We start from the raw sequence: 21,823 nt of genomic DNA, 5'->3' as shown, positions 1-21,823 counted from the left end.
CAGTTTCAACCATTTCTTCGATCATTACCAGACATCGTGATCTCTTTTGCTAGATAACGAATACGTTCCATGATTCTACGGGCTTTCAAAGGTTCTTGTTCTCCTCGTTGCGTCACAGATAGATGTTTCTCTAACTCTTTTAAATCAAGATTAGATGAAAAGAACGTCACTAATTGTTCCTGCATTCGATATTGTAAAATAACACTCAAAACATCATCTCGAATCCAAGAAGTCATTGATTCCGCACCTAAATCATCAATCATCAAGACAGGAGATTTTTTGACTGCATCTAACTTGGGACCAACCATATCTTTGCCAATCGCTTGTTTCATCTCAACTGTAAATGTTGGAAAATGAACGATTGTTGTAACAAAACCTCTTTCAGCTAAACTATTGGCAATTGCACCTAATAAAAATGATTTTCCAACGCCAAACGTACCTTGAAGATAGAGACCTTTATGGAATTCTTTTGGCTCTGAGGTGTATTCATTTAAAAATTTCATTGTTTCAGCCATGGCTTGCGCACGGCCTTGAGACGCTGTATCGAATCTACTTAAACTAGCTTCCCGAACATCTTTTGGCATATCCATCGCACGAACTCTTTTACGAATCTCATCTTCTTTTTGCTTAGCGATAAGGGCTTCTGTTGGTACGTAGGTGACATCGATATAATGGAAATTCAAGGTCAATTTGGGCTCGTAGCCAGGAGCGATCATAGTCGGATCATTCAATTGATATTTACGTTTTTCTTGAACAAATTCATACAGTTTTGAATAACTTTTACGGATGTCATCATCCGTCAATCGTTCACGATTTTCTTGAATAAACTGTTGTACATCCGTATCTTTTAAAACAACTTCGACAAGCTCATTGTAGCGTTCGTTCATATCTCTATTTTGAATGATTTTTGACATTTCTTTGCCCACATCTTCCATTATTTGTCGCCTCCTTTACTCAAGAAATCTTGAATTTCTTTATCCAATCTTGCTTGCTCTTCTTTAGACAATTTTTGTTCCTCAACTGGATTTTCTACCCAATCAGGTAACGTTTCTTGACGAATCGGTCGATTATTTTGACCGTATCGCTGTCTTGTTTGTTTTTGCTCTTTGCCTTTCTTGGCCAGTTCACGTACATGATCAATCGCCTTCTCTGGTGAAAAAATACCACTTTGCGCCCATTCATTCGCAATTCGATTGACATAATCAGCTTTTAATGTTGGTTGTTTTTGTATGTTGTAGACATAATTGATCAATACATTGATCACACTATTAGGCAAACCAGATTTACTCACTAAATATTTGACCAACGAGCGCTCTTGAGGCGTTGTATACCCACCTCGTTCATTTTTTAAAGCCTCCAAATAATTTAGTGGGAAATTCTTTTCACTATCCATGATCATTTGAATATCTTGAGTTGAAAAACCATTCATTTTTAATGAGTTATAACGATATGTTTGCTGATCCTCGGCAGATAAATCTACTGAATTATTTTTTTGAAACTCGCTTGCTTTTTGTTTTTTGTCTGGATCATAGGTTCTATAGATCGCTCTTTCGAAATCTTTCACATCTATTTTACTCGTATAATAATCAAATGATTTAGAGCAAAAATCAATCATATCCAATTCTGTGATGCCAAATAAATTATGAAAAACAAATACTTCTTCTTTAAACCCAGCGCTGTTATCTGGAAGCTTGATTCCAAGTTTTTCGATTCCTTGGACGAAATAGGACCAATCAAAACGTTCATTGACTGCACTTGGTTTTACGGCTGGTCTTGGTTCATGGAATGACTGCTCCATTTGGCTTAGCTGTTGGCTTTGGGATAGGATTTGCTCTTCTTTGAATATATAGATATCTTTGAAACCTACTGATACTTCTTCAAAACCAGTTAAATTGAGAAATTTTGGTTTAAAGTGATCAAATAATTTATCTAGTTTTCTTTGCCCAACACTATTTAAAAGCGTTAACGACAATACTTCATCTTTAAAAAAGCGTTCAACTGTTTCAGGATGATTCAAGCGGTAGATAAAATGGATTCCTAATTCAGAATCCTCTTTAGCGAAAGTCGATAATAACCCAATGCCTTCTAACTTCATTCTAGCTGCTTCAATTTGTTTTATACTGATATCCATCATCGTGATAAGATCGGCATGAAACAAAGATTCGCTGATTCCTGATTCATCAACTTCTGATAAAAGTGTTAAATATAAACTGAATGCTTGTGCACCAATGATCGGCTGATATAAAAGCGTCAATACCGATCGTTCTTGATCTGATAAAGGAGAAGCAATAGCCGCTTGAAATATACTTTTAGGACGGATCTCTTTCCAATTGTCTTTCAAGGAAAGACCTCCTTATTCATTCGTTGTATCTGAATTTGAAGATTTTGCTTTATCTACGATTCCTTGCAATTCTTTCAAGAATACACTCATATCTTTAAATTGACGATAGACACTGGCAAATCGAATATAAGCAATTTCATCTAAATTAACCAAATCTTCCATAACATATTCTCCGACTAACGTAGTCGAAACTTCATTTTCACCTAAACTACGTACACGATTTTCAACATTATCAACGATTTGTTCCATTTGTTCCATGGCTACTGGTCTTTTTTCAGCAGAACGGATCAAACCACGTAAAATTTTTTCTCTATTAAATTCTTCCCGATCGCCATTTTTCTTAATGACTAGGAGTGGAGCTGCTTCAATTCGTTCAAAAGTTGTAAAACGGTAATTGCAATTTTCACATTCCCTGCGACGACGAATCGCACGCCCATCATCCGCTTGACGGCTGTCGATTACACGGGAATTATTATGATGACATCTTGGACAACGCATAGTATTCACCTCATTTTATCTTTTACTATCTATTTTCAACGTTTCGTTTTAGTTTACTATCTATATTATAACATGAAATGCCTGAGAAACCAGTCATTAACGATTACTTCTTAAGCATTTTTTTCTTATTACAGCTCTCTTATTTAATAACACTTTTCGATTTCTTCAAAAAAAATAATCGAACAAGTCGACGTTTTGAACGTTCAATCTTACCCAATTTTTGTTGTCTTAGAGTTCTATTATTTTAATGGATATAAATAAAAGATACATCTTCATTCATATATTTATTTAAGAAGAAAAATTGACTGGCATGAGTCCGGTTCAATACCGAATTCATACCAGCCAATTAGATTGGTAATCTACGGATGACTTATAGGGGGCACATCATTCTTGTCCCAACCTCTACTCATATAATTTTTTAGATTATCACAAAAAACGAGAATCACTCGTGTTATATTACTCAAAAATATTTTCAGATACCCATTTTCGAACTATTTTTTCTGTCTCTTGAATACTTTTTTGATTATCGAATACGATATCTGCCTTTTGTTTTTTCTTCTCAATTGACATCTGGCTATTGATTCGTTGTTGCGCTTCGCCTTGTGTTAAATGATCTCGTTTCATTAAACGGGCTAGTTGTGTTGTTTCTGGAACGTAAACAACTGCGACTTTGTCAACATACTTATCATAGCCTCCTTCAAACAGTAAAGGGATATCAACAATAACCATTGGCGCTTGATTTTTTTTATCAGCAATCTGAGTTAAAATTGCTTTTTTCAAAAAAGGAGAGAGTATTTTATTCAGCTTTTTCCTTTTTTCATCATCAGAAAAAATAATTTTCCCTAACTTCTTACGGTCTAAAGAACCATCTGTTTTGATTACTTCTGAACCAAAAACAGCCACTATTTTTTCCAATGCAGGTTCCCCAACCTCAACGATTTCCCGTGCGATTACATCAGCATCCACAATTGGGAAATTTAGACTTCTAAATATCGAGACAACCGTACTTTTTCCCGTTGCAATACCACCAGTCACCCCTAATATGAGTCCCATCGATCAATTCCTCACTTTCAAGGTTTGACACTTCGGACAAAAATGTGTACCGCGTTGCGCAACTTTGATTTTTTTGATCGGCGTTGCGCATCTTGGACAAGGCTTTTCTGTCTGACCATAAACGTTCAACGAAATTTGAAAGGTCCCAGCTTCCCCTAAAGCGTTTAGATAACTGCGGATGGTCGTTCCACCAGCTTCAACTGCTCGACCAAGAACATCGATGATAGCATAATATAGCTGCTCGACTTCCTTAGGTTTTAAGGTATCAGCAGGTTGCTCAGGATGAATCTTCGCTTCCCATAGCGCTTCATCTACATAAATATTACCTAAACCTGTCACTAAACGCTGATCCAGTAACAATGGTTTAATTGCTTTATGATGTTTTTTTAATCCTATACGAAATTCTGCTAGTTTAAATTCTGAGGGAATCGGTTCAGGCCTAAAGCCAAAATCCCTTTGTAATTTGCCCCTTGGTTTTTAGGCACTAAGGTCATACGGCCAAATTTACGAACATCCAGATAACGCAATTCTGTTCCGTCTGAAAAAGTAAAAATCACATGTGTATGCTTAGTTCGCTCATCTTCTGGATCATGGGTTTCATATTTTCCTTCCATTCGTAAATGGGAAATCATATCGTAATTCGTCAATTTAAAAATCAAGAACTTGCCACGACGTTCCATTTTTTCAATTGTTTGACCAATCAACTGCTGAGCAAAAATTTCTGATTCTGGTGACTCGATGATTCTCGGCCATAATATTGTAACTTCTTCGATCGTCTTTCCAACTACTAATTTTTCTAGCCCTTTTCTGACTGTTTCAACTTCTGGTAATTCAGGCAAATTTCATCTCTCCTTAGAAGAAAAAGACCAAAACGAACACATCAAAGTTGTCAAAACTTCTTCGTTTGGTCAGTCTTTTCTTCAATTATTTTAGTTTACTATTTTGCTTCGTACCATGTTTTACCCCAACTGCTGTCAGTCAATAGCGGTACATGCAAAGCAACAGCATTTTCCATTACTTCTTTAACTAGTGCATTCAACTGATCTAATTCAGATTCAGGTGCTTCAAAAACAAGTTCATCGTGTACTTGCAGTAACATTGTAGCTTGCATGTTTTCTTCTTTTAGTCGATCTTGCATGTTGATCATCGCAATTTTCAAGATATCAGCAGCACTTCCTTGGATCGGTGTATTGATCGCAGTTCGTTCTGCAAAAGAACGCAAATTGAAATTACGTGAATTGATATCTGGTAAATAACGACGACGATTGTAAAGTGTTTCTACAAAACCTTTATCCTTTGCGTCACGAACGATATCTTCCATATATTTTTTAACTCCTGGATATTTTTCAAAATAGGTATCAATATATTCTTGCGCTTGCTTTCTAGTAATCCCCAGATTTTGCGACAAACCATAATCACTGATTCCATAAACGATCCCAAAGTTTACCGCTTTCGCTTGACGACGCATATTCGGCGTCACATCCTCTGGTTTTTCAATACCAAATACACGCATTGCTGTACTTGAGTGAATATCTTGCCCTTCAATAAATGCTTCTTTCAAATGTTGATCATCTGAAATATGAGCTAACACACGTAATTCGATTTGAGAATAATCTGATGAAAAAATCAACCAATCTTTCTCTCTTGGTACAAAGGCCTCACGAATTTTCCGTCCTTCTTCTAAACGTATCGGAATATTTTGCAGGTTAGGATCCACTGAGCTTAAACGTCCAGTTTGCGTTAATGTTTGAACATAGCGTGTATGGATCTTATCATCTGGCTGAATGACTTTTAGTAGTCCTTCAACATACGTCGATTGAATTTTGGCAATCTGACGGTAAACTAAAATATCTTCTACAATCGGCGCTTGCTCTTTTAATTGTTCTAATACGTCCACTGCAGTTGAATAACCCGTTTTCGTTTTTTTAATAACCGGCAAACCCATTTTTTCAAATAGAATCACCCCTAATTGTTTCGGTGAATTCAAGTTGAATTCTTCGCCTGCTTCTGCATATATTTTTTGTTCGATTTCACGTAGTCGATCTGAAAATTCAATACGCATTTCTTTCAATCGATTAGCATCCACACGAATTCCTGTAATCTCCATATCACCTAAAATTTTTGATAGTGGTAATTCCATTTTATAGAATAGATCTGCTTGATTTTTCTCTACTAATTCTGTATCTAGTTTTTCAGAAAGAAATTGGATTGCATTGACTTTTCGGGCAAGATGGCTGAAAAATGCTTCATCATCTTCCGGCAAGCCTTTTTTCGCACCTTTTCCGTAAACTGATTCATCAGAATGAATATCCATATAACCATAATGCTGCGCTACACCTTCAATATCCGCGCTGTTATCATTTGTATCTAATAAGTAAGCTGCTAATAATACATCAAACGTAATCCCTTGCGGCTTGCCAACGTAACGGTTAAGTGAAACATATGTCCGTTTTGCATCATAAACTGTTTTCTTATAATTATCTGACAAGAGCCAGTCAACGAATGGTTTACTTTCAAATAACTCTAAACTATTTGTCACATACACTTTTTTCTTAGTTCCCCAAGCCACACCTACAATCGGTGAAGTATGATAATTGTCTTCCAGCATTTCAACATATAAGGCCATATCATCAGTAAACATTTCTTCTGTAAATGTATCAACCACATCAAAGTGAACATCTTCTAGCTCAACTGTTTCTTCTTCGACGTTTAGCTTGCTTAACATTTGCTTAAATTCCATTTCTTTATAGAAAGGAATCAGCTTTTCTAAGTCTTTTCCTTCATATTTAAGTTCATCAATATTTATTTCAATTGGAGAATCTACATTGATCGTTGCCAAGCGTTTAGACATAAAGGCTTGTTCTTTATCGTTGATCAAATTCTCTTTCATCTTGCTCGGTTTTAAGCTATCGATATTTTCGTAAACACCTTCGACTGAACCAAATTCTTTCAGTAATTTAATAGCGGTCTTCTCACCAATTTTCGTTACCCCAGGGATATTATCTGAAGTGTCTCCAGCTAACCCTTTCATATCAATGATTTGATTTGGTGTTAACCCATCGTACTTTTCAGCGACATGCTCAGGTGTGTAGGTTTCTAAATCACTAACTCCTTTAATCGTAATATCAACTTTTACTGAATCTGTCGCTAGCTGTGTTAAATCTCGATCCCCAGACAATACAACAACATCGAATTCATCTTTTGGTACTTTGGTAGCAAGTGTTCCGATAATGTCATCGGCTTCATAATTGTCCAATTCATAATATTTCACACCTAAACCAGTCAGCAATTCACGAATGTAAGGCATTTGTTCTTTAAATTCACCCGGTGTTTTTGAACGACCTGCCTTATACTCAGGATAAAATTCTGTTCTAAAGGTTGTTTTTCCTGCATCAAATGCAACTAAAACATGGGTCGGATTTTCTTTTGTCATGACGTTTTCAAACATGTTGTTAAACGCATAGACTGCATTTGTGTGTAGCCCGTTTTTATTTTTAAAACGTTCTAAGGAATTGTGCAAAGCAAAAAACGCTCGAAATGCCACACTATTTCCATCAACTAATAATAACTTATTTTTTGTCATCTTTTTCTCCTCATCTTCAGCAAACTGGTTTCCTTCTTATTCTAACAAAAATCTGTCAACTTTGCAGTAGGAAGGAACTAAAGTTCGTAAAGCTTAATCGAAAACAAAAAGAAGACCCGCTCTGCACACTCAGAGCGGATCAATTAGGAGTTCACACAAATGAAATTGATTTTTTGTAACTATTGTCTTTCTTCTATGTCCTTATAATACAAGCAATTTGTGAATATTATATGAACGAAACATTTCTAAAATGTAACTTTTTTGGACAGAACAAGCTTTGTTTTTCATTGAAATCAAATTCAAGTGTTTTTCTTTTTTGTCAGTTGCATTTGTTATTTCCTTACGAACTTTTTCATACATACGAATTCTGGAATCAAGCGAAATCAAACGAACTTGAAGTTTCATGTTCTTTTAGAGATACCTGAACGGTTGAACGTTAGTTATTACGATTTTTTATTTTTAAAATTGGGTAACAAAAATATCCATTCTATCGACTCAGAATGGATGTTTTTGTACTCATAGATCATTCAACGAAAATTATTTGCTTTTGTATTTTATGGTAGAATATTTCCAGCTGCACGATAAATTTCATACCATTCTTCTCTGCTTAATACAATATCCGCTGCTTTAGCGATTTCCTTAATGCGCTCTTTATTCATACTTCCAGCAATAACTTGCATTTTGGCAGGATGTCTTAAAATCCATGCAGTAGCAAGTCCAGTGGCTGTACAGTTATGATTTTTAGCGATTTTATCTAACGTTGCATTAAGTTCTGAGAATTTTTTATTTCCGATAAATACACCTTCAAAGAAACCATATTGATAAGGTGACCATGCTTGTATCGTCATCTCATTCAATCGAGAATAATCTAATATACTGCCATCTCTATCAACACTCGCCTCATCTGTCATGTTCACATGGATTCCTTGATCGATCATACCTGTATGTTTGATACCAAACTGTAATTGATTTGCAAGCAGTGGTTGTTTCACCGTTTTTTTCAATAGATCGATTTGCATTGGTTTTTGGTTACTGACACCGAAATATTTTACTTTTCCTTGTGTTTCTAGTTGATCAAAAGCGGCGGCTACTTCTTCTGGCTCGACAAGTGTATCTGGACGATGAAGTAATAACGCATCCACATAATCGACTCCTAAGCGCTTTAAACTGCCTTCTACAGAGGAAACAATGTGTTCTTTAGAAAAATCAAACATCCCTTTACGAATTCCACATTTTGTCTGAATAATGATATCTTCTCTTTTAACAGATGATTCCTTCAGTGCTTGACCAAAAATTGTTTCACATTCTCCACCACCATAGATATCTGCATGATCAAAAAAATCAATGCCATGGTCATAGGCTGTTTCAATGATTTCTGTTGGATTTTCAGCCCCGCTCATTCTCATACAACCAAGAATAACTGATGTTACTTGTAATTCACTTGTACCAAATTGAATCTTTTTCACAGAAAAACCTCCTAATAATTTATACACTAATCCATTTTAACACATTTAGTTGAAAGGGCTTCATTTTCTAACTTTTTTGATTAAATTTTCAATTTTGAAAAATACTTCTTCAGAAAAAATAGGGTCTATAAATAAGACACGTTGGGCATGTTGTTGTTCTAAAGCTTGATAAATGACCGTTGTCAAAATAATGTCTGCACAGGAAATGGAACCCGATGTTCTCGCATAGATCACCATTAAATTGAACTTATATTCGAAAAAGTTAATGATTCTTTTCCCAAGTTCCTTTTCTTTTTCAAGTGACAAATCAGTCATCAAACAAATCAATACTCTTTTTTCATTGTACAGTGGTGAAATAAGTGAACTTAAAATGATAAAATATCGTGAATATAAGGCTTCTTTAGGTATCTTTTGATAGCTCGTATGTGCTTCAGTTAGTTCTCCGATTCCTTCTTCAATCTTTCTCATAAAACAAGGATATTTTTTTTCCAAATCGACAATTGTCGGATTCCTCCCAAATGGAAAATCGGAAATTAATTCATAATACAAGTGAAAGCTTAAAAATGAGAGCATACTTGCGTTTGATTGATTAAACTCTTTATCCCAAAATACTTGTTTAAATTTTTGTGTAGCTAGATGTGTTTTTCTATAGCTCGTGGTTTTCTTCGAATAATGTTCTTGAATAATGAATGTCTGCACACTTGGATCAAAATAAGGTAAAAAATTCGCTTGAACAATCAAATAAAGATAAGTCAATTCATCAAAATCCCAGCTATCAACCTTATTTTCCCCTTTCATAACTGCTATAAATCGTGTGAAAATAACGCTGTTCTCAATATATTGCTTCCATTCTTTCTTGATCCAGACTTTTCTTCCATTTCGAGAACGCCAAGCTGCGATTTGAACGATTCGAAATAGTGATTCCTTTTGAAGATCATTGATTTTCATTTGAAAAAAATGAGTCAGTTGATTGGTTAAACGCTGACTTCTTACTTTTTCCTCCATTAAAAAATCATTTTCCATCCCTTGATAGGCAAACCAATAAAAATGCAAAATCAACGCTCGAATCTGTTCTTCTTCTCCAACCAATTCATAGGTTCCCCACTTTAAACGAATAGCCATTTTTTTCAATACCTCGTTGATTTTTTTCACTCGTCGCCTCATGCTGGATTCACTAATCAATAACCTTTTGGCTAACTGTTTTGTTTGAATTGTTTTTTCTTCAATAACTGCTTTTAAAAAAATAATCTCAGGTACGTCATTTAAATACCGGACCAAAAAAATCGCCACATATAAATCATTCGTTCTTTTTAGATAGACTGATTTTTTAATCGGCAACAAATCTCTAAATGCTCATCTAACTGGTAATGATCAATTAAGTTCTTTATTTTTTTTAAAGTCCTTGCTATTGTTTTTGAATTGATTCCAAGCTTAACTGAAAGTTCTTCTAATGAACTGGACTCATTGTTTGCGCTAAGTAGATTAAAAATCCTCAATAATTTGCGAGATTCAAAATCAAGCATTTCTTCATATTCCATCCTAAGCCTCCACTCTAAAAAATAAATATTGATGTTATCCGATTCACAAAAAAAAGTAATGAATATGCATATTAAATATACGCACTATCCATTACTTTTCATTTTTTTAATTGTGGATACGTAATGTCATAGCATTAGCCGCGACAATAATCGTACTTAAAGACATTAAAATGGCTCCTACAGCCGGGTTTAACAAGATTCCCCATGGTGCAAGAATTCCAGCTGCAAGCGGGATAGCAATAATATTATAGCCCGCTCCCCACCAAAGATTTTGAATCATTTTGCGTCGAGTTTGTTTTGCTAAATCTAAAAAGCGCAGAATATCTTTTGGGTCACTATCTGTTAAAACGACATCCGCAGAATCAATGGCTACATCTGTTCCTGCGCCAATTGCAACGCCAATTGTCGCTCTAACTAGACTTGGTGCATCATTGATCCCATCACCGACCATCATAACTTTTTTGCCTTCATTTGTATACGTTTGGATTATTTTTTCTTTGTCTTCCGGCAGTAACTCTCCGTGAAATTCTTCAATGCCTAAGTAGTGGGCAACTGATTCAGCCGCTACTTTATTATCACCTGTCAACATCACAGGAGTGATACCCTGAGCTTTTAAATCTATTATGAACTGTTTTGCTTCTGGTTTTATGATGTCGCCTAATGCAATCATAGCCATCAATTGATCATCAATAATTAAGTAACTTAAAGTATTTCCCTGTTCCTGATATCGTTCTTTCAACAAATGATCAAGCGGAAGTTTCAATCGCTTAACTTCTTTTTCATTAACAATTTTAATTGCTTGACCATTAACGGTTCCAGTAAGTCCTACACCAGAAATACTTTGAAGATTTTCCACCTTGTAAGGTGAAATTTTTTGTTCTTTTAAATAATTCATAATTCCAATCGCCAAAGGATGATTCGCGTTATTTTCCAAAGCACCAATCACTTTCAATGCTTCTTTTTGCGTGATCTGATTATTGATTATTTCTACACCTGTAACAGTAAATCGGCCTTGTGTTAATGTACCAGTTTTATCTAACATAACATATTGAATATCATTTGCTTGTTCCAACGCATTGCGATTTTTTAAAAGTAAACCATGCTTAGCTGCAATTGAAGTAGATCGAGCGATCACTAAAGGAATCGCCAAACCTAGCGCATGTGGACAAGCTATGATGAAAACTGTCACCATTCGTTCAAATGCTGTACCCAAATTTGGTCAACGATCAACCAAACAACAAAAGCTAAAAGTCCAGCGCCCAATGCTATATAGAATAACCATTTTGCCACTCGATCAGAGAGTGATTCCAATTTTGATTTTTCAGTCTGTGCTTTTTTGACCATAGCCATCACTTTTGAAAGATAGCCCGTTTCACCTGTACCAGTAACGATTATTTCAATTGTTCCAGCTCCATTTACAGCACCACCGATTACTTTATCGTGCTCATTTTTTGTGACCGTTTTTGATTCACCTGTCACCATGGATTCATCCACTGAGGTTGTTCCTTTCGTAATGATACCGTCAGCTGGTATCTTATCTCCAGCTCGGACAACTAAGTGATCTTTTGGTTGAACTTCCTGCAAGGAGACTTCTTCTTCACTGCCATCTTTATTCACCCTTTTTACTGTATCAGGCAATAGTTCGGCCATTTTTTGTAACGCATCACTTGCATTTGAAATAGCATTCATTTCAATCCAATGTCCTAGCAGCATAATAACAATTAATGTCGCTAACTCCCAGAAAAAATCCATTACATGATTTTTCGGCATCATTTGGTTCACGATAAACGCATAAATACTATAAAAATAGGAAACTGAAATCCCCATTGCGATAAGTGTCATCATAGCCGGACTTTTCTGTTTCAATTCCATTTTAGCTCCACTTAAAAAAGGTTCTCCTCCATAAAAAAATAGGATCGAAGCTAAAATCAAGACCAACCAATCTGAACCTGGAAATGTGAATTGAAAAGGCAAGTCCACACCCATCATCGGCGAAAGAAAAATAATCGGTATTGCAGGATGAGAGAAAGCCAAAATTTTTTCTTAAAATTGCCCATATGCATGGAATGATCCATACCAGCCATTTCTTTATGATCGTGTTTAGTCATCCCATCATGATCCATCATTTTCATAGAATGAGCCTTGTGATCCATATGCTTGTCCTCATTGTTATTCACTTAAATTCCTTCTTTCTCTATTCAAGTTTCATGTGCATAACAGGCTTACCTTTCAGTATCGTTTTAAGGATACCTAAGCTCTTCATATCAAGCATAACACAACATCTCTTTTTCAAAAAATAAAGTCTCTTTCTCACAAAAATCCTGATTTTTTGCGTATTTTAACAATAAGGGAAGCTTAATGCCAGGTATAACTTTTTAATAGCCAAAGTGCGTATGCTCTTTTTTCTTTAACTTTACGTCGCTTTCTATTAAATGAATCTTTGATATATCTATACATGCTTTTTTCTGACTCTCGTTTGATTATTTCATACATCTGTTTTATTGCGTTCCGATTCGCTTTGTATTTCTTACGGTTTCCTCCAGTAAAACCATAAAATATATCGATTCCTTCTGACTCTTTTGTCATTGGAGCATGTAAAAATAGTTCATTTTGTGCTTTCTTTAATTTTTTGAGTATTTCTTCTGTTATTGCTTTATCAAAATTTTGCTTGATGATTATTTTGCATAAGCGAGTATATTCGATCTTCACTACATGATTATATACGTGGCTTGCATATTCTAGCCCTTTATATAAGATATTCGCGCTAAAAGACATATTCACCAATAATTTATATTGATGAACGCAGTATGCTTCCATTTTTTGTTTATTTTCTTGGTGGGGAATTTCATTGTTGAGTTTTTCTAAGAATTGATATAGGTGTTGATTTTTTTGTTCCTCTACCCTTGTTATTTTTTTCATATTAGCTTGCGCCTCCCTTTAATGAATATTTTTCGGTATAAAAATACCAAAGCTATAACAAATAAATCACAATGTTTCCGAGTATCACTCAGTAGATAAAATAATAGTTAAAACAATCATGTTCAACGTATTTACATCTATTCTATCGTTTCAAATTAAAAACAAAACAACAAAATGAATAATTTTCGGTACAAACACTATATCATTTCAAACAACAAAATTCAAGTACAAAATGAAAAAAAAACGGTACACCAATCATTAAAAAAATGATATAGTTGGAGAGAGACTATCCTAGGAGGGATTAATTTGGACATTGATTTAAAAGCGGCTGGTAAAAGAATCAAAGAGATCAGAGAGCAACATAAATATTCAATGGCTCGCTTCTCAAAATTAATTGGAAATTCCAGTGCCAGTACAGTAAATAATTGGGAAAAAGGCAATAATTTGCCCAACCAAGAGCGCTTGGAAAGATTAGCACTTTTCGGTAATACAACTGTAGATTGGATTCGTTATGGCGATTTTGAAACGTATGTCAAACAATTGTTATCTGAATCAGAATTAAAGCAGGAGTTAGATGAACCGCAACTAAAGCAACTGATTAAAGCATTGAAAAAACAAAGGATCACTTATTCTCAAGATTTGAAGATTTTACTTGCTGCCAATGAATTGTTTCCAGATCTATTTGAAATGAATTATCAGTTAGAGTTTTCAGAACAAACCGTTTCACTTATTTCAGAAGATTCTACAACGTATCTAATTGAACAAAATGATCGTTACAGAACGGATTTTCTACCAATGATCGAAAAATTACTTCATGATTCCAATCAAAAGGAAATCAATGCAGCTATCTTTTATCTTGTACTTGATTTATTAAATCGGGCTGAAACAACGCAAAATTATCCATCGATCATTCAAGTTTTTACTATGCTATCAGAAATCATTACAAATGACATCGCTTATAGAAAAAGACCCTCATCAAAAGTGGTTGATTACGCTAAACTTATCAAGAAACACGATAAAGGCAATCCTTTGGCTAAGAAAAATGTTTTGAAAAAATACGACCAAACAAAGGATCAACTAATCAATTTACTAGATGACTTTTATTCTGAATACAATGCGTAATCGTTTTGACTATTACAAAGATGCTTCCTTATTAATTGTAAGTATCAAATATTACAGTTAGATGATATCTTCATTGCTGGATTTTAAATATCACCATTTTTTGTTAATTTGTTCGTTAAATCTGATTATTTTTCGATCGTTATGGTATACTTTGTTTTGTGTTATTACAAACTCTCAGTGATTACTTTAAAAGAAGTGATAGACTAAAAAATGATAAATACAAAGCGAGGAATGTCACTTGAAGAAAAAACTACTAATTACACTTTCATTTATTCTATTAGTAAATATGGCACCAATGAGCGTATTAGCAGATGATATCGACCAAAAAATAGAGAATCAAACAAAAAAAATTGAAGATATCGTAAAGAATGAACAAGATGCTAAGGACTACTTAGCAAGCTTGGAAGATGAGATCACAACAATCGAAACGGAATACCAAACGGTCCTTTCGGAAAAACAAAAACATGAAAAAGAAATGAATAAGCTAAACACTGATATTTCTAATTTAGAAACTAAGATTGAGAAAAGAAACGATCAATTACAAGCTCAAGCAAGAGCTACCCAAACAAATCATGAACAAGAATCAATGCTTTCAGTTATACTAAGCGCTGAATCACTTTCCGATGCACTCTCAAAAGCTTTAGCTGTCAACACATTGATTACTGCAAATAATGATATTTTAACGGCTCAAAAAGACGATAAAAAAGAACTTGAAACGTTGAAAGTCTCTTTGACGGAAACAATAAGTACACTTGAGAAGAAAACCCAAGAACTTGAAGAAAAAGAAGCTGCCTTGGCTGAAGCAAAATTAGAACAAAATGTTAAAATCAATGAAATAGCAGCTAGCCTTACAACTGAAAAAGCTGAAAAAGACAAGTTCGTTAAACAAAAAGAAGAAGCAGAAAAAATAAAAGAAGCACAGTTGAAAGCAATCGCTGAAGAAAAGAAAAAAGAAGCCCAAGCCCAAGCTGCCGCTGAAAAACAAGCAAAAGAACAAGCGAAGGCAAAACAAGCAGAAGCTTCATCCGCTCCTACTCAGTCTGCAAAACAAGAGCAGCCTCAAGCAGCTGCTCCTGATTTAACTGATGATTCTACTGCGAGTGACAGTTCTAATAGTGAGCAACAAGTTACTACGCCGCCAGCATCTTCTGGTGGATGGTCTGCACCAGTTTCAGGCATGACGATTACTAGTGGATTTGGTGGTCGTGAAGATCCTACTGGTATTTCAGGATCTTTCCATGATGGAATTGATTTTGGTGGAGCAAGTGGAACGCCTATTATGGCTGCTCGTTCTGGTGAAGTTGTTAGCGCAAATTATAGTGGAATGGCAGGGAATCACGTTGTGATCAAACATGATAACGGTTATTATTCCTATTATCTTCACATGAGTAGCTTAAGCGTATCTGCCGGACAAAGCGTCAGCGCTGGACAAATGTTAGGCGGCATGGGTACCACTGGTAATTCTACGGGTGTCCATCTCCACTTTAGCATCTCGACTAGTTTATGGGGTGGTTTCGTTAACCCTGCACCATTTCTTGGCTTATAAGTAACTAAACAACAGTTTTATGATGGAACAGCTACTATTATTTCTATCATTAGACAGATTCTATGTGGTTGAGGCATGACTCTTTGAGTCGTATCTCAATCACATTTTTTGTATTATCAGATTTGTTTCAAACAAGTGTTTCATCAATTCATTTAACCTCTTGTGATGAACATGTTATAATGAAGATAGATAAAGAAAGGTGCTGATTAAAATGATCAATAACTATTCGAATATCTTAGTTGCAATTGATGGATCAAAAAATGCTGAGTTAGCTCTACAACATGGTGTCGCTATTGCAAAAGAAAAAAATGCCACTTTATATTTATTATCTGTTGTTGACGAAAATGCAATCAGCCATAGTTCCTATGCTTATTCAAAAGTGCTTGCTGAAGAAAAAGAAGCAATCGAAAAAGAATTATTAAAAAATATTTATTATGCTACTGAGCAAGGGTTAGATGACGTGATACCGATAGTAGAAATCGGCAATCCAAAAGAAATGATCTCAACGATTGTTCCGACAAATCAGTCGATTGATTTAATCATTGTTGGAGCAACTGGTAAAGGGATGATTCAATCAAATCAGCTCGGCACTACAACAAGTTATGTTGTACAATACGCACCTTGTAATGTTCTTGTCGTTAAATAATTGTATTGAGAAAAGAGTTTTAGACTAAAATAACAAAAGACTGAGACCTAACTTTTTGAGTTAGGTCTCAGTCTTTTGCTTCACTCGTTTTAATTATACTCTTTTTCTAACTTTCCAACCAAAATGAATCGATGCTGTTGATTATGAATAAATCCTTTATCTAACAGTTCATCTTGAAGCAGCAGCAATTGCTCAAAATAAGTTTCCACACAAAAATTAGGATATTCCCAAGGAATTCTTCTCATATAATAAATCAATCCTTCCATATCATAAAAATCTTGATATGGAAAATATTCTTCCGCAAAAAGAATTTGGAATTTTTCTTCTAACAATGCTTTTCTGGCTGCTTGTAACGACCACTCAGCTTCTTTAGGAAGTGATGTCATAAGTAGTCTTTCTGAAAGTAGTCGCCCGTTTTGATCCCCCACTTGTTGGGTAATAAAGATCCCACCTGGCTTTAATACTCTGGATACTTCACTTGGATTATACGACTCATGACTATTTAATACCATATCAAAAGAATCATTTTGAAAAGCTAACTGATCACTTTCATCGACGAAGGTAATCGTCACACCCAATGGTTGAAGTCTTTCTTTTAGCAAAAGATAATTGGGCTCCCACCCTTCTGTTACAGAGGTTTTGGGATATGGATGTTCAAACGTCAGAAGTAATTCTCCCCCGCCAGTTCCCATATCTAAGAGCTCCATCTCCTTGGATAAATAATTGTGCACAAGCATTGAATAACTCCAAGGTAGCTTCTCTTGTCGCCATCTATTTTCCATATATGAAAAATCCCAGCCCTTAAATTCAATTTGTTCAATCATTTGCCAAGCTCTTTTTAACTCTTTCTCGTTCATAACGAAAACTCCCTTACAATTTATTGTTTCTTCGTGTAAGTTCGATACAGTTATGCTCGATTCTGATAGAAATTCTTAACTCAATACAGCCTCTATCAGGACGCTAACTGTATCAAGTCGTTACTTCGTTTCCTCACCATTTTTTCCATATTCATTTTCTCCTATCTCTTTTAGCAAGTTTTAGCCCAATGAAAATCCATGAATAGCTCATGATCACACAAAAGAGCAATGTATATACTAAAAATGCAGTACTAGCATAAAATGCGGATGATATATATTCTTCTCCCAGAAGAGTGATCAACCAAAATAGCCCGATTCCAAATAGCACTCCTGAAACATAAATGGCTCCTGTTGAAAGGTAATAGCTGGAAATTCTTGATTCTTCTCGATCAGTTGGCAGTACTTCTTTTCCTTGACCATTAGAGTAGCGGGTTTGGTTTGTATTCATCACATCAAATGTACTATTATTGATAGTAGATCGTTCAGAAAATTTTCTTTGCTGCTCTCTATTATTCATCCTGATGGCTCCATTTCACTTACAAAGTAATCTTCTTTTCCATAGTATACCATCAAAAAGATTACAGTAAAACCTGTTTAAGGAAAACGTTTTAGCTTTGTCGTCTAATCAAATTTAAAGCGCAGACCAAAATGAATCACTCGTTTCGGTCTGCGCTTTTTAGTTGGGTAACACTACGTAAAACTTGTCTTTATTCCTTCGATTATGGCTTTATAACAAACCATTACGATCGATCAAGTCTTTGAACCAGATACCACTTTTCTTTAACGTTCGTTGATCGTTTTCTAAATCTAAGCGATAAAAGCCGTAACGATTTTTATAGCCATTTAACCAAGACCAGCAATCAACAAAGGTCCACGTATGGTAACCAAAACAATTACTGCCAGCTTCAATTCCTTTATGAAGTTGTTCTAAATGTTCGATCATGAATTCGATGCGATAATCGTCTTGGATCATTCCAGTTTGATCCATAAATCGATCTTCATCTGCAACACCCATTCCGTTTTCAGAAACGTACCAAGGAATATTGTTGTACTCATTTTTGATCATCATTGCAACATCATACAAGGCTTCTGGATAAATTTCCCAGCCTCGATATGGATTGATTTTTTGTCTGGCCAATCGTAATGCTCATAAAAATCAGCTGGAGAAACAGCTGGATGATTGACCTTAGATGGTGCCTGAACACGACGAGGCTGATAATAATTCATTCCAATAAAATCGACTGTATTCATTTGTATCAAGTGTAAGTCTTGCTCTGCGACTATAGGTAATAACTGATTATCCGCTAGACAATCGATCAATTTTTCAGGGAATGTACCTAAAACAGCTGGGTCTAAAAAGCTCTTTGTATTTAATAAATCAGCAAGTTCTGCCGCACGCAAATCTGCTGCAGAATGACTTTTTGGATAGCATGGAGACACATTTAAAATAATTCCGATTTCCCCAGAGTATTTGCCCTCTTTAAATGCTTTCACAGCCATCGTATGTGCCATCACGGTATGAAAAGCTACCTGAACTGCCTTTTTCAAATCATGAATAGCAGGATAATGATACCCGTATAAATAGCCGCATTCTACATGAACCATTGGCTCATTAAAAGTTGTCCAAGACTCAACTAAGTCCCCAAACAACTCAAAACAAGTCGCAGCATAAAAAGCAAATGCATCCACTGATTCTCGTGACTCCCAACCACCTTTTTCCATCAACCACCAAGGCATATCAAAATGAAACAAATTAATGATCGGTTTGACGCCATTTGAATGTAGTTCTTGAAAATAGTTACGATAAAAAGTGACCGCTTCCGGATTGATTGTTTTACCATCCGGCAACAAACGCGTCCAAGCAATAGATGTTCTAAAGGAATTCATATGGATATCATTCATTCTTTTGGCATCCTCAATGTATGTTTCATACATATTTGAGGTGTGCTCAGGCCCTTGATTTTTTTGGAATTTCTCTGGATTTATTTCATACCATTTATCCCATGTAGAAGGTGACTTTCCATTCAACGAACCATGACCTTCTGATTGAGGCGCCGATGTTGCTGCTCCCCATAAAAAATGTTCTGGAAATTTTTTCATTTGCTATTCTCCTATTTGTTCAGTTTTAAGTAATCTAAAAGCAACTCACAAAACATCATATTCGCCCATGAAAACCATTCGCGAGTGTACTGCATCGGATCATTGACGTTGACCCCTTCATGCATATGATTCGTCCCTGCGTCTGTTTGAACCAATGTGTTTAAAAGAGCTTCTTTTTCTGATTGATCATTTGTTGTTAATCCTTGAATCGATAAGGCAATCGGCCAAACATAGTCTTTTGGTGTATGTTCGCTCCCGATTCCTTTTAATTTAGTTCCTTCATAATAGTAAGGATTATCATCAGATAAAATCAGTGCCCGCGTGTTTTGATAGACAGTATCTTCCATGGAACAATAGCCTAAGTAAGGAGCAGCAAGCAGGCTAGGTACATTCGCATCATCCATCAAAAGATAATTACCAAGTCCATCAACTTCATAAGCATAAACTTTTTTTCCAAGATGTTCAACAATACCCCATTCAGCTATCCCCTCATCAATTGTATTTTTCAGATGCTTAGCCTTTTCTGCTAATAAGTCATCTTCATAGATCACTTTAGCTATTTCTTCCAGATACCCTAATATAACGACGGCAAACATATTAGCTGGAACTAAATAATTATATGTACAACTGTCGTCACTCGGTCGAAAACCAGACCAAGTCATCCCAGTATAACTGCAAGGCTCACCTAGTCCACCGTTAGAAAGTGTATCTTCAGCTCGTTCACCAAAACGTTCAAATCGATAGGACGAATTTTCATGATGCTGTTCTGTTTCAAAAACTTCGATGATCTTTTCTGCCGCTTGTTTAAAAGCCTCGGTAAAATGTTTTGTCTCACCTGTTTTTTTCCATAATAAATAAGCTAATTCGATTGGATAACATAAAGAATCGACTTCGTATTTCCGCTCCCAGATCCAGCCGTTCATCTCTGTGATATCATGGTGATAACAAGCGCCATTTTCAGATTCATTAAAAGCATTTGCGTAGGGATCGATCAAGATACATTTTATTTGACGAGCAACTAAACCACAGATAAGTTGCTTGATAGCCACATCTTCATTTGCTACAGATAAATAAGGTTTTATCTGAGCAGATGAATCCCGTAACCACATTGCCGGAATATCGCCAGTAATTACAAACGTATCCTCATACTCCGTTGATTTAACCGTCGTTTCCAGTGTATTATCAAAACAATTTGAAAAGACTTCACTCCATCTAGGATTGTTTGAGCGCTCTGCGACTTGTTTTTTTAAATGATCTATTACTGTTTTTGAATAGTTTGCGGTCATTGAATACTCTCCTTTTATTTCCCTCTTAAAATTACTTCTGATTTTATCCATGATCTTATTGTATCTTCGTGATACATTGCCAGAATTTCTGTATACAATATATCGATTACTGTTAAAACTGGAATCTGAGGAGATATTCCTCCCATATCTTTTTTACCCATCGAACTTGTTAGACAAAAGGCTTCGGCAAACTCTTTATATGGGCTTTTTTCATTTGCAGTAATCACAATCACTTTAGCGTTTTTCTCAGAGACGATTCTTACCGCTTCCTGAACGGCTTCGTTATCGCCAGAGATCGAAGATAAAACAACAAGATCCCCCTGTTGAACCCCATGAGCCATCATCACAATGGAATGTTCATCCTTGATTACATTCACAATTTTTCCAAGTCGTGAAAATTTAAACTGAAAATCTTCTCCACAAAATGCATTGTACCCCGTTCCCCAATAGTGAATGAGACGCCGCCATCGATCATCAATGCTGCTTTTTTAACTTCATCTTTATCTAGTTTTTCAATGATATCGTTGAGCAATAAAGAATAGTTCAAATTCACATAACTAATGCTAGAATCTGCTTGTTTTTTGTTTCCTTTACTTGAATATTTATAAAGGTAGATCAATTCTTTATAATTAGCTAAACCAATTTTTTTACAAAAGCGGGTAATCGAAGAATTTGAAACACTCAGCTCTTTAGCCAATTCCTGAATCCCTAGCTCTTTATTTCCAGCTAAAAAATATTGTGCAATCACTCGCTCTACATCAGTAAATTTTTTTTCATTTGCCTGGATAATCAACTCTATATAACTTTCCATTTTACAACTCCTTCCTCTATCGTCAATAAAACAAGAGACGAGGTTCTTTTAAGCAAC

Annotated in this window: 17 protein-coding genes and 3 pseudogenes; 3 read left to right on the top strand and 17 right to left on the bottom strand. The window is 35.4% G+C overall.

Annotated elements, in window-relative coordinates:
* Window positions 1-5: 5 nt before the first annotated feature.
* The 11 genes and pseudogenes from dnaI to V192_RS0101770 form a co-directional block, all read right to left on the bottom strand.
* Entirely contained in the window at window positions 6-935 is a 930-nt protein-coding gene (dnaI, locus tag V192_RS0101820) for a primosomal protein DnaI (protein WP_025868685.1), read from the bottom strand.
* Window positions 935-2,341, bottom strand: a complete 1,407-nt coding sequence (locus V192_RS0101815; RefSeq protein ID WP_025868684.1) for a replication initiation and membrane attachment family protein — start codon at window positions 2,339-2,341, stop codon at window positions 935-937. Before V192_RS0101815 ends, dnaI begins: the two co-directional genes overlap by 1 nt.
* Before the next feature lie 12 nt (window positions 2,342-2,353).
* Window positions 2,354-2,839, bottom strand: coding sequence for a transcriptional regulator NrdR (gene nrdR, locus V192_RS0101810; protein ID WP_025868683.1), 486 nt, complete (start codon window positions 2,837-2,839; stop codon window positions 2,354-2,356).
* A 456-nt stretch (window positions 2,840-3,295) separates the two neighbouring features.
* On the bottom strand, window positions 3,296-3,892 hold the full coding sequence (coaE, locus tag V192_RS0101805) for a dephospho-CoA kinase (RefSeq protein ID WP_025868682.1): 597 nt from the start codon (window positions 3,890-3,892) through the stop codon (window positions 3,296-3,298).
* A gap of 3 nt (window positions 3,893-3,895) precedes the next feature.
* Window positions 3,896-4,731: pseudogene (mutM, locus tag V192_RS18990) on the bottom strand (DNA-formamidopyrimidine glycosylase).
* 98 nt (window positions 4,732-4,829) lie between these two features.
* On the bottom strand, window positions 4,830-7,475 hold the full coding sequence (gene polA / locus V192_RS0101795; protein ID WP_025868681.1) for a DNA polymerase I: 2,646 nt from the start codon (window positions 7,473-7,475) through the stop codon (window positions 4,830-4,832).
* A gap of 554 nt (window positions 7,476-8,029) precedes the next feature.
* Window positions 8,030-8,941 carry an aldo/keto reductase gene (locus V192_RS0101785; RefSeq protein ID WP_025868679.1) on the bottom strand — a complete coding sequence of 304 codons (912 nt, stop codon included), beginning with the start codon at window positions 8,939-8,941 and terminating at the stop codon, window positions 8,030-8,032.
* A 60-nt stretch (window positions 8,942-9,001) separates the two neighbouring features.
* On the bottom strand, window positions 9,002-10,279 hold the full coding sequence (locus V192_RS18985) for a helix-turn-helix domain-containing protein (RefSeq protein ID WP_239644542.1): 1,278 nt from the start codon (window positions 10,277-10,279) through the stop codon (window positions 9,002-9,004).
* A complete protein-coding gene (locus V192_RS21845) occupies window positions 10,252-10,479 on the bottom strand; it encodes a hypothetical protein (RefSeq protein WP_239644541.1) in 228 nt (75 codons plus the stop codon). Before V192_RS21845 ends, V192_RS18985 begins: the two co-directional genes overlap by 28 nt.
* Before the next feature lie 106 nt (window positions 10,480-10,585).
* Window positions 10,586-12,632, bottom strand: a pseudogene (locus V192_RS18980) (heavy metal translocating P-type ATPase).
* A 202-nt stretch (window positions 12,633-12,834) separates the two neighbouring features.
* A complete protein-coding gene (locus tag V192_RS0101770; protein ID WP_025868678.1) occupies window positions 12,835-13,398 on the bottom strand; it encodes a hypothetical protein in 564 nt (187 codons plus the stop codon).
* 306 nt (window positions 13,399-13,704) lie between these two features.
* On the opposite strand from V192_RS0101770, the gene V192_RS0101765 reads away from it, so the two are divergent.
* The 3 genes from V192_RS0101765 to V192_RS0101755 all read left to right on the top strand — a co-directional run bounded on the left by V192_RS0101765 (window position 13,705) and on the right by V192_RS0101755 (window position 16,712).
* A complete protein-coding gene (locus V192_RS0101765) occupies window positions 13,705-14,520 on the top strand; it encodes a helix-turn-helix domain-containing protein (RefSeq protein WP_025868677.1) in 816 nt (271 codons plus the stop codon).
* 238 nt (window positions 14,521-14,758) lie between these two features.
* Window positions 14,759-16,066 carry a murein hydrolase activator EnvC family protein gene (locus V192_RS0101760; RefSeq protein ID WP_025868676.1) on the top strand — a complete coding sequence of 436 codons (1,308 nt, stop codon included), beginning with the start codon at window positions 14,759-14,761 and terminating at the stop codon, window positions 16,064-16,066.
* Window positions 16,067-16,277: 211 nt separating this feature from the next.
* A complete protein-coding gene (locus V192_RS0101755) occupies window positions 16,278-16,712 on the top strand; it encodes a universal stress protein (RefSeq protein ID WP_025868675.1) in 435 nt (144 codons plus the stop codon).
* Between the two features lie 89 nt (window positions 16,713-16,801).
* On the opposite strand, the gene V192_RS0101750 is transcribed toward V192_RS0101755, so the two are convergent.
* From V192_RS0101750 to V192_RS21835, 6 genes and pseudogenes are all read right to left on the bottom strand, one after another.
* A complete protein-coding gene (locus V192_RS0101750; RefSeq protein WP_025868674.1) occupies window positions 16,802-17,569 on the bottom strand; it encodes a class I SAM-dependent methyltransferase in 768 nt (255 codons plus the stop codon).
* 151 nt (window positions 17,570-17,720) lie between these two features.
* Window positions 17,721-18,086, bottom strand: coding sequence for a hypothetical protein (locus V192_RS0101745; RefSeq protein WP_025868673.1), 366 nt, complete (start codon window positions 18,084-18,086; stop codon window positions 17,721-17,723).
* Between the two features lie 210 nt (window positions 18,087-18,296).
* A pseudogene (locus tag V192_RS18975) lies at window positions 18,297-19,669 on the bottom strand (glycoside hydrolase family 1 protein).
* Window positions 19,670-19,680: 11 nt separating this feature from the next.
* Window positions 19,681-20,955 carry a glycoside hydrolase family 125 protein gene (locus V192_RS0101735; RefSeq protein ID WP_025868672.1) on the bottom strand — a complete coding sequence of 425 codons (1,275 nt, stop codon included), beginning with the start codon at window positions 20,953-20,955 and terminating at the stop codon, window positions 19,681-19,683.
* Between the two features lie 14 nt (window positions 20,956-20,969).
* Entirely contained in the window at window positions 20,970-21,410 is a 441-nt protein-coding gene (locus V192_RS21840; RefSeq protein ID WP_239644565.1) for a MurR/RpiR family transcriptional regulator, read from the bottom strand.
* Entirely contained in the window at window positions 21,329-21,766 is a 438-nt protein-coding gene (locus tag V192_RS21835) for a MurR/RpiR family transcriptional regulator (protein ID WP_239644540.1), read from the bottom strand. The genes V192_RS21840 and V192_RS21835 overlap by 82 nt, the downstream gene beginning before the upstream one ends.
* Window positions 21,767-21,823: the final 57 nt, after the last annotated feature.

It is taken from the genome of Enterococcus crotali (assembly GCF_000633635.1).
Taxonomy (GTDB): domain Bacteria; phylum Bacillota; class Bacilli; order Lactobacillales; family Enterococcaceae; genus Enterococcus_L; species Enterococcus_L crotali.
This window is presented reverse-complemented; position numbering and strand designations above follow the sequence as displayed.

Coding starts and splice junctions, on each gene's coding strand:
- V192_RS21835 (WP_239644540.1), bottom strand. CDS start 21,766: ATGGAAAGTTATATAGAGTTGATTATCCAGGCAAATGAAAAAAAATTT.
- V192_RS21845 (WP_239644541.1), bottom strand. CDS start 10,479: ATGGAATATGAAGAAATGCTTGATTTTGAATCTCGCAAATTATTGAGG.
- coaE (WP_025868682.1), bottom strand. CDS start 3,892: ATGGGACTCATATTAGGGGTGACTGGTGGTATTGCAACGGGAAAAAGT.
- V192_RS0101770 (WP_025868678.1), bottom strand. CDS start 13,398: ATGAAAAAAATAACAAGGGTAGAGGAACAAAAAAATCAACACCTATAT.
- V192_RS0101735 (WP_025868672.1), bottom strand. CDS start 20,955: ATGACCGCAAACTATTCAAAAACAGTAATAGATCATTTAAAAAAACAA.
- dnaI (WP_025868685.1), bottom strand. CDS start 935: ATGGAAGATGTGGGCAAAGAAATGTCAAAAATCATTCAAAATAGAGAT.
- polA (WP_025868681.1), bottom strand. CDS start 7,475: ATGACAAAAAATAAGTTATTATTAGTTGATGGAAATAGTGTGGCATTT.
- V192_RS0101750 (WP_025868674.1), bottom strand. CDS start 17,569: ATGAACGAGAAAGAGTTAAAAAGAGCTTGGCAAATGATTGAACAAATT.
- V192_RS0101755 (WP_025868675.1), top strand. CDS start 16,278: ATGATCAATAACTATTCGAATATCTTAGTTGCAATTGATGGATCAAAA.
- V192_RS0101745 (WP_025868673.1), bottom strand. CDS start 18,086: ATGAATAATAGAGAGCAGCAAAGAAAATTTTCTGAACGATCTACTATC.
- nrdR (WP_025868683.1), bottom strand. CDS start 2,839: ATGCGTTGTCCAAGATGTCATCATAATAATTCCCGTGTAATCGACAGC.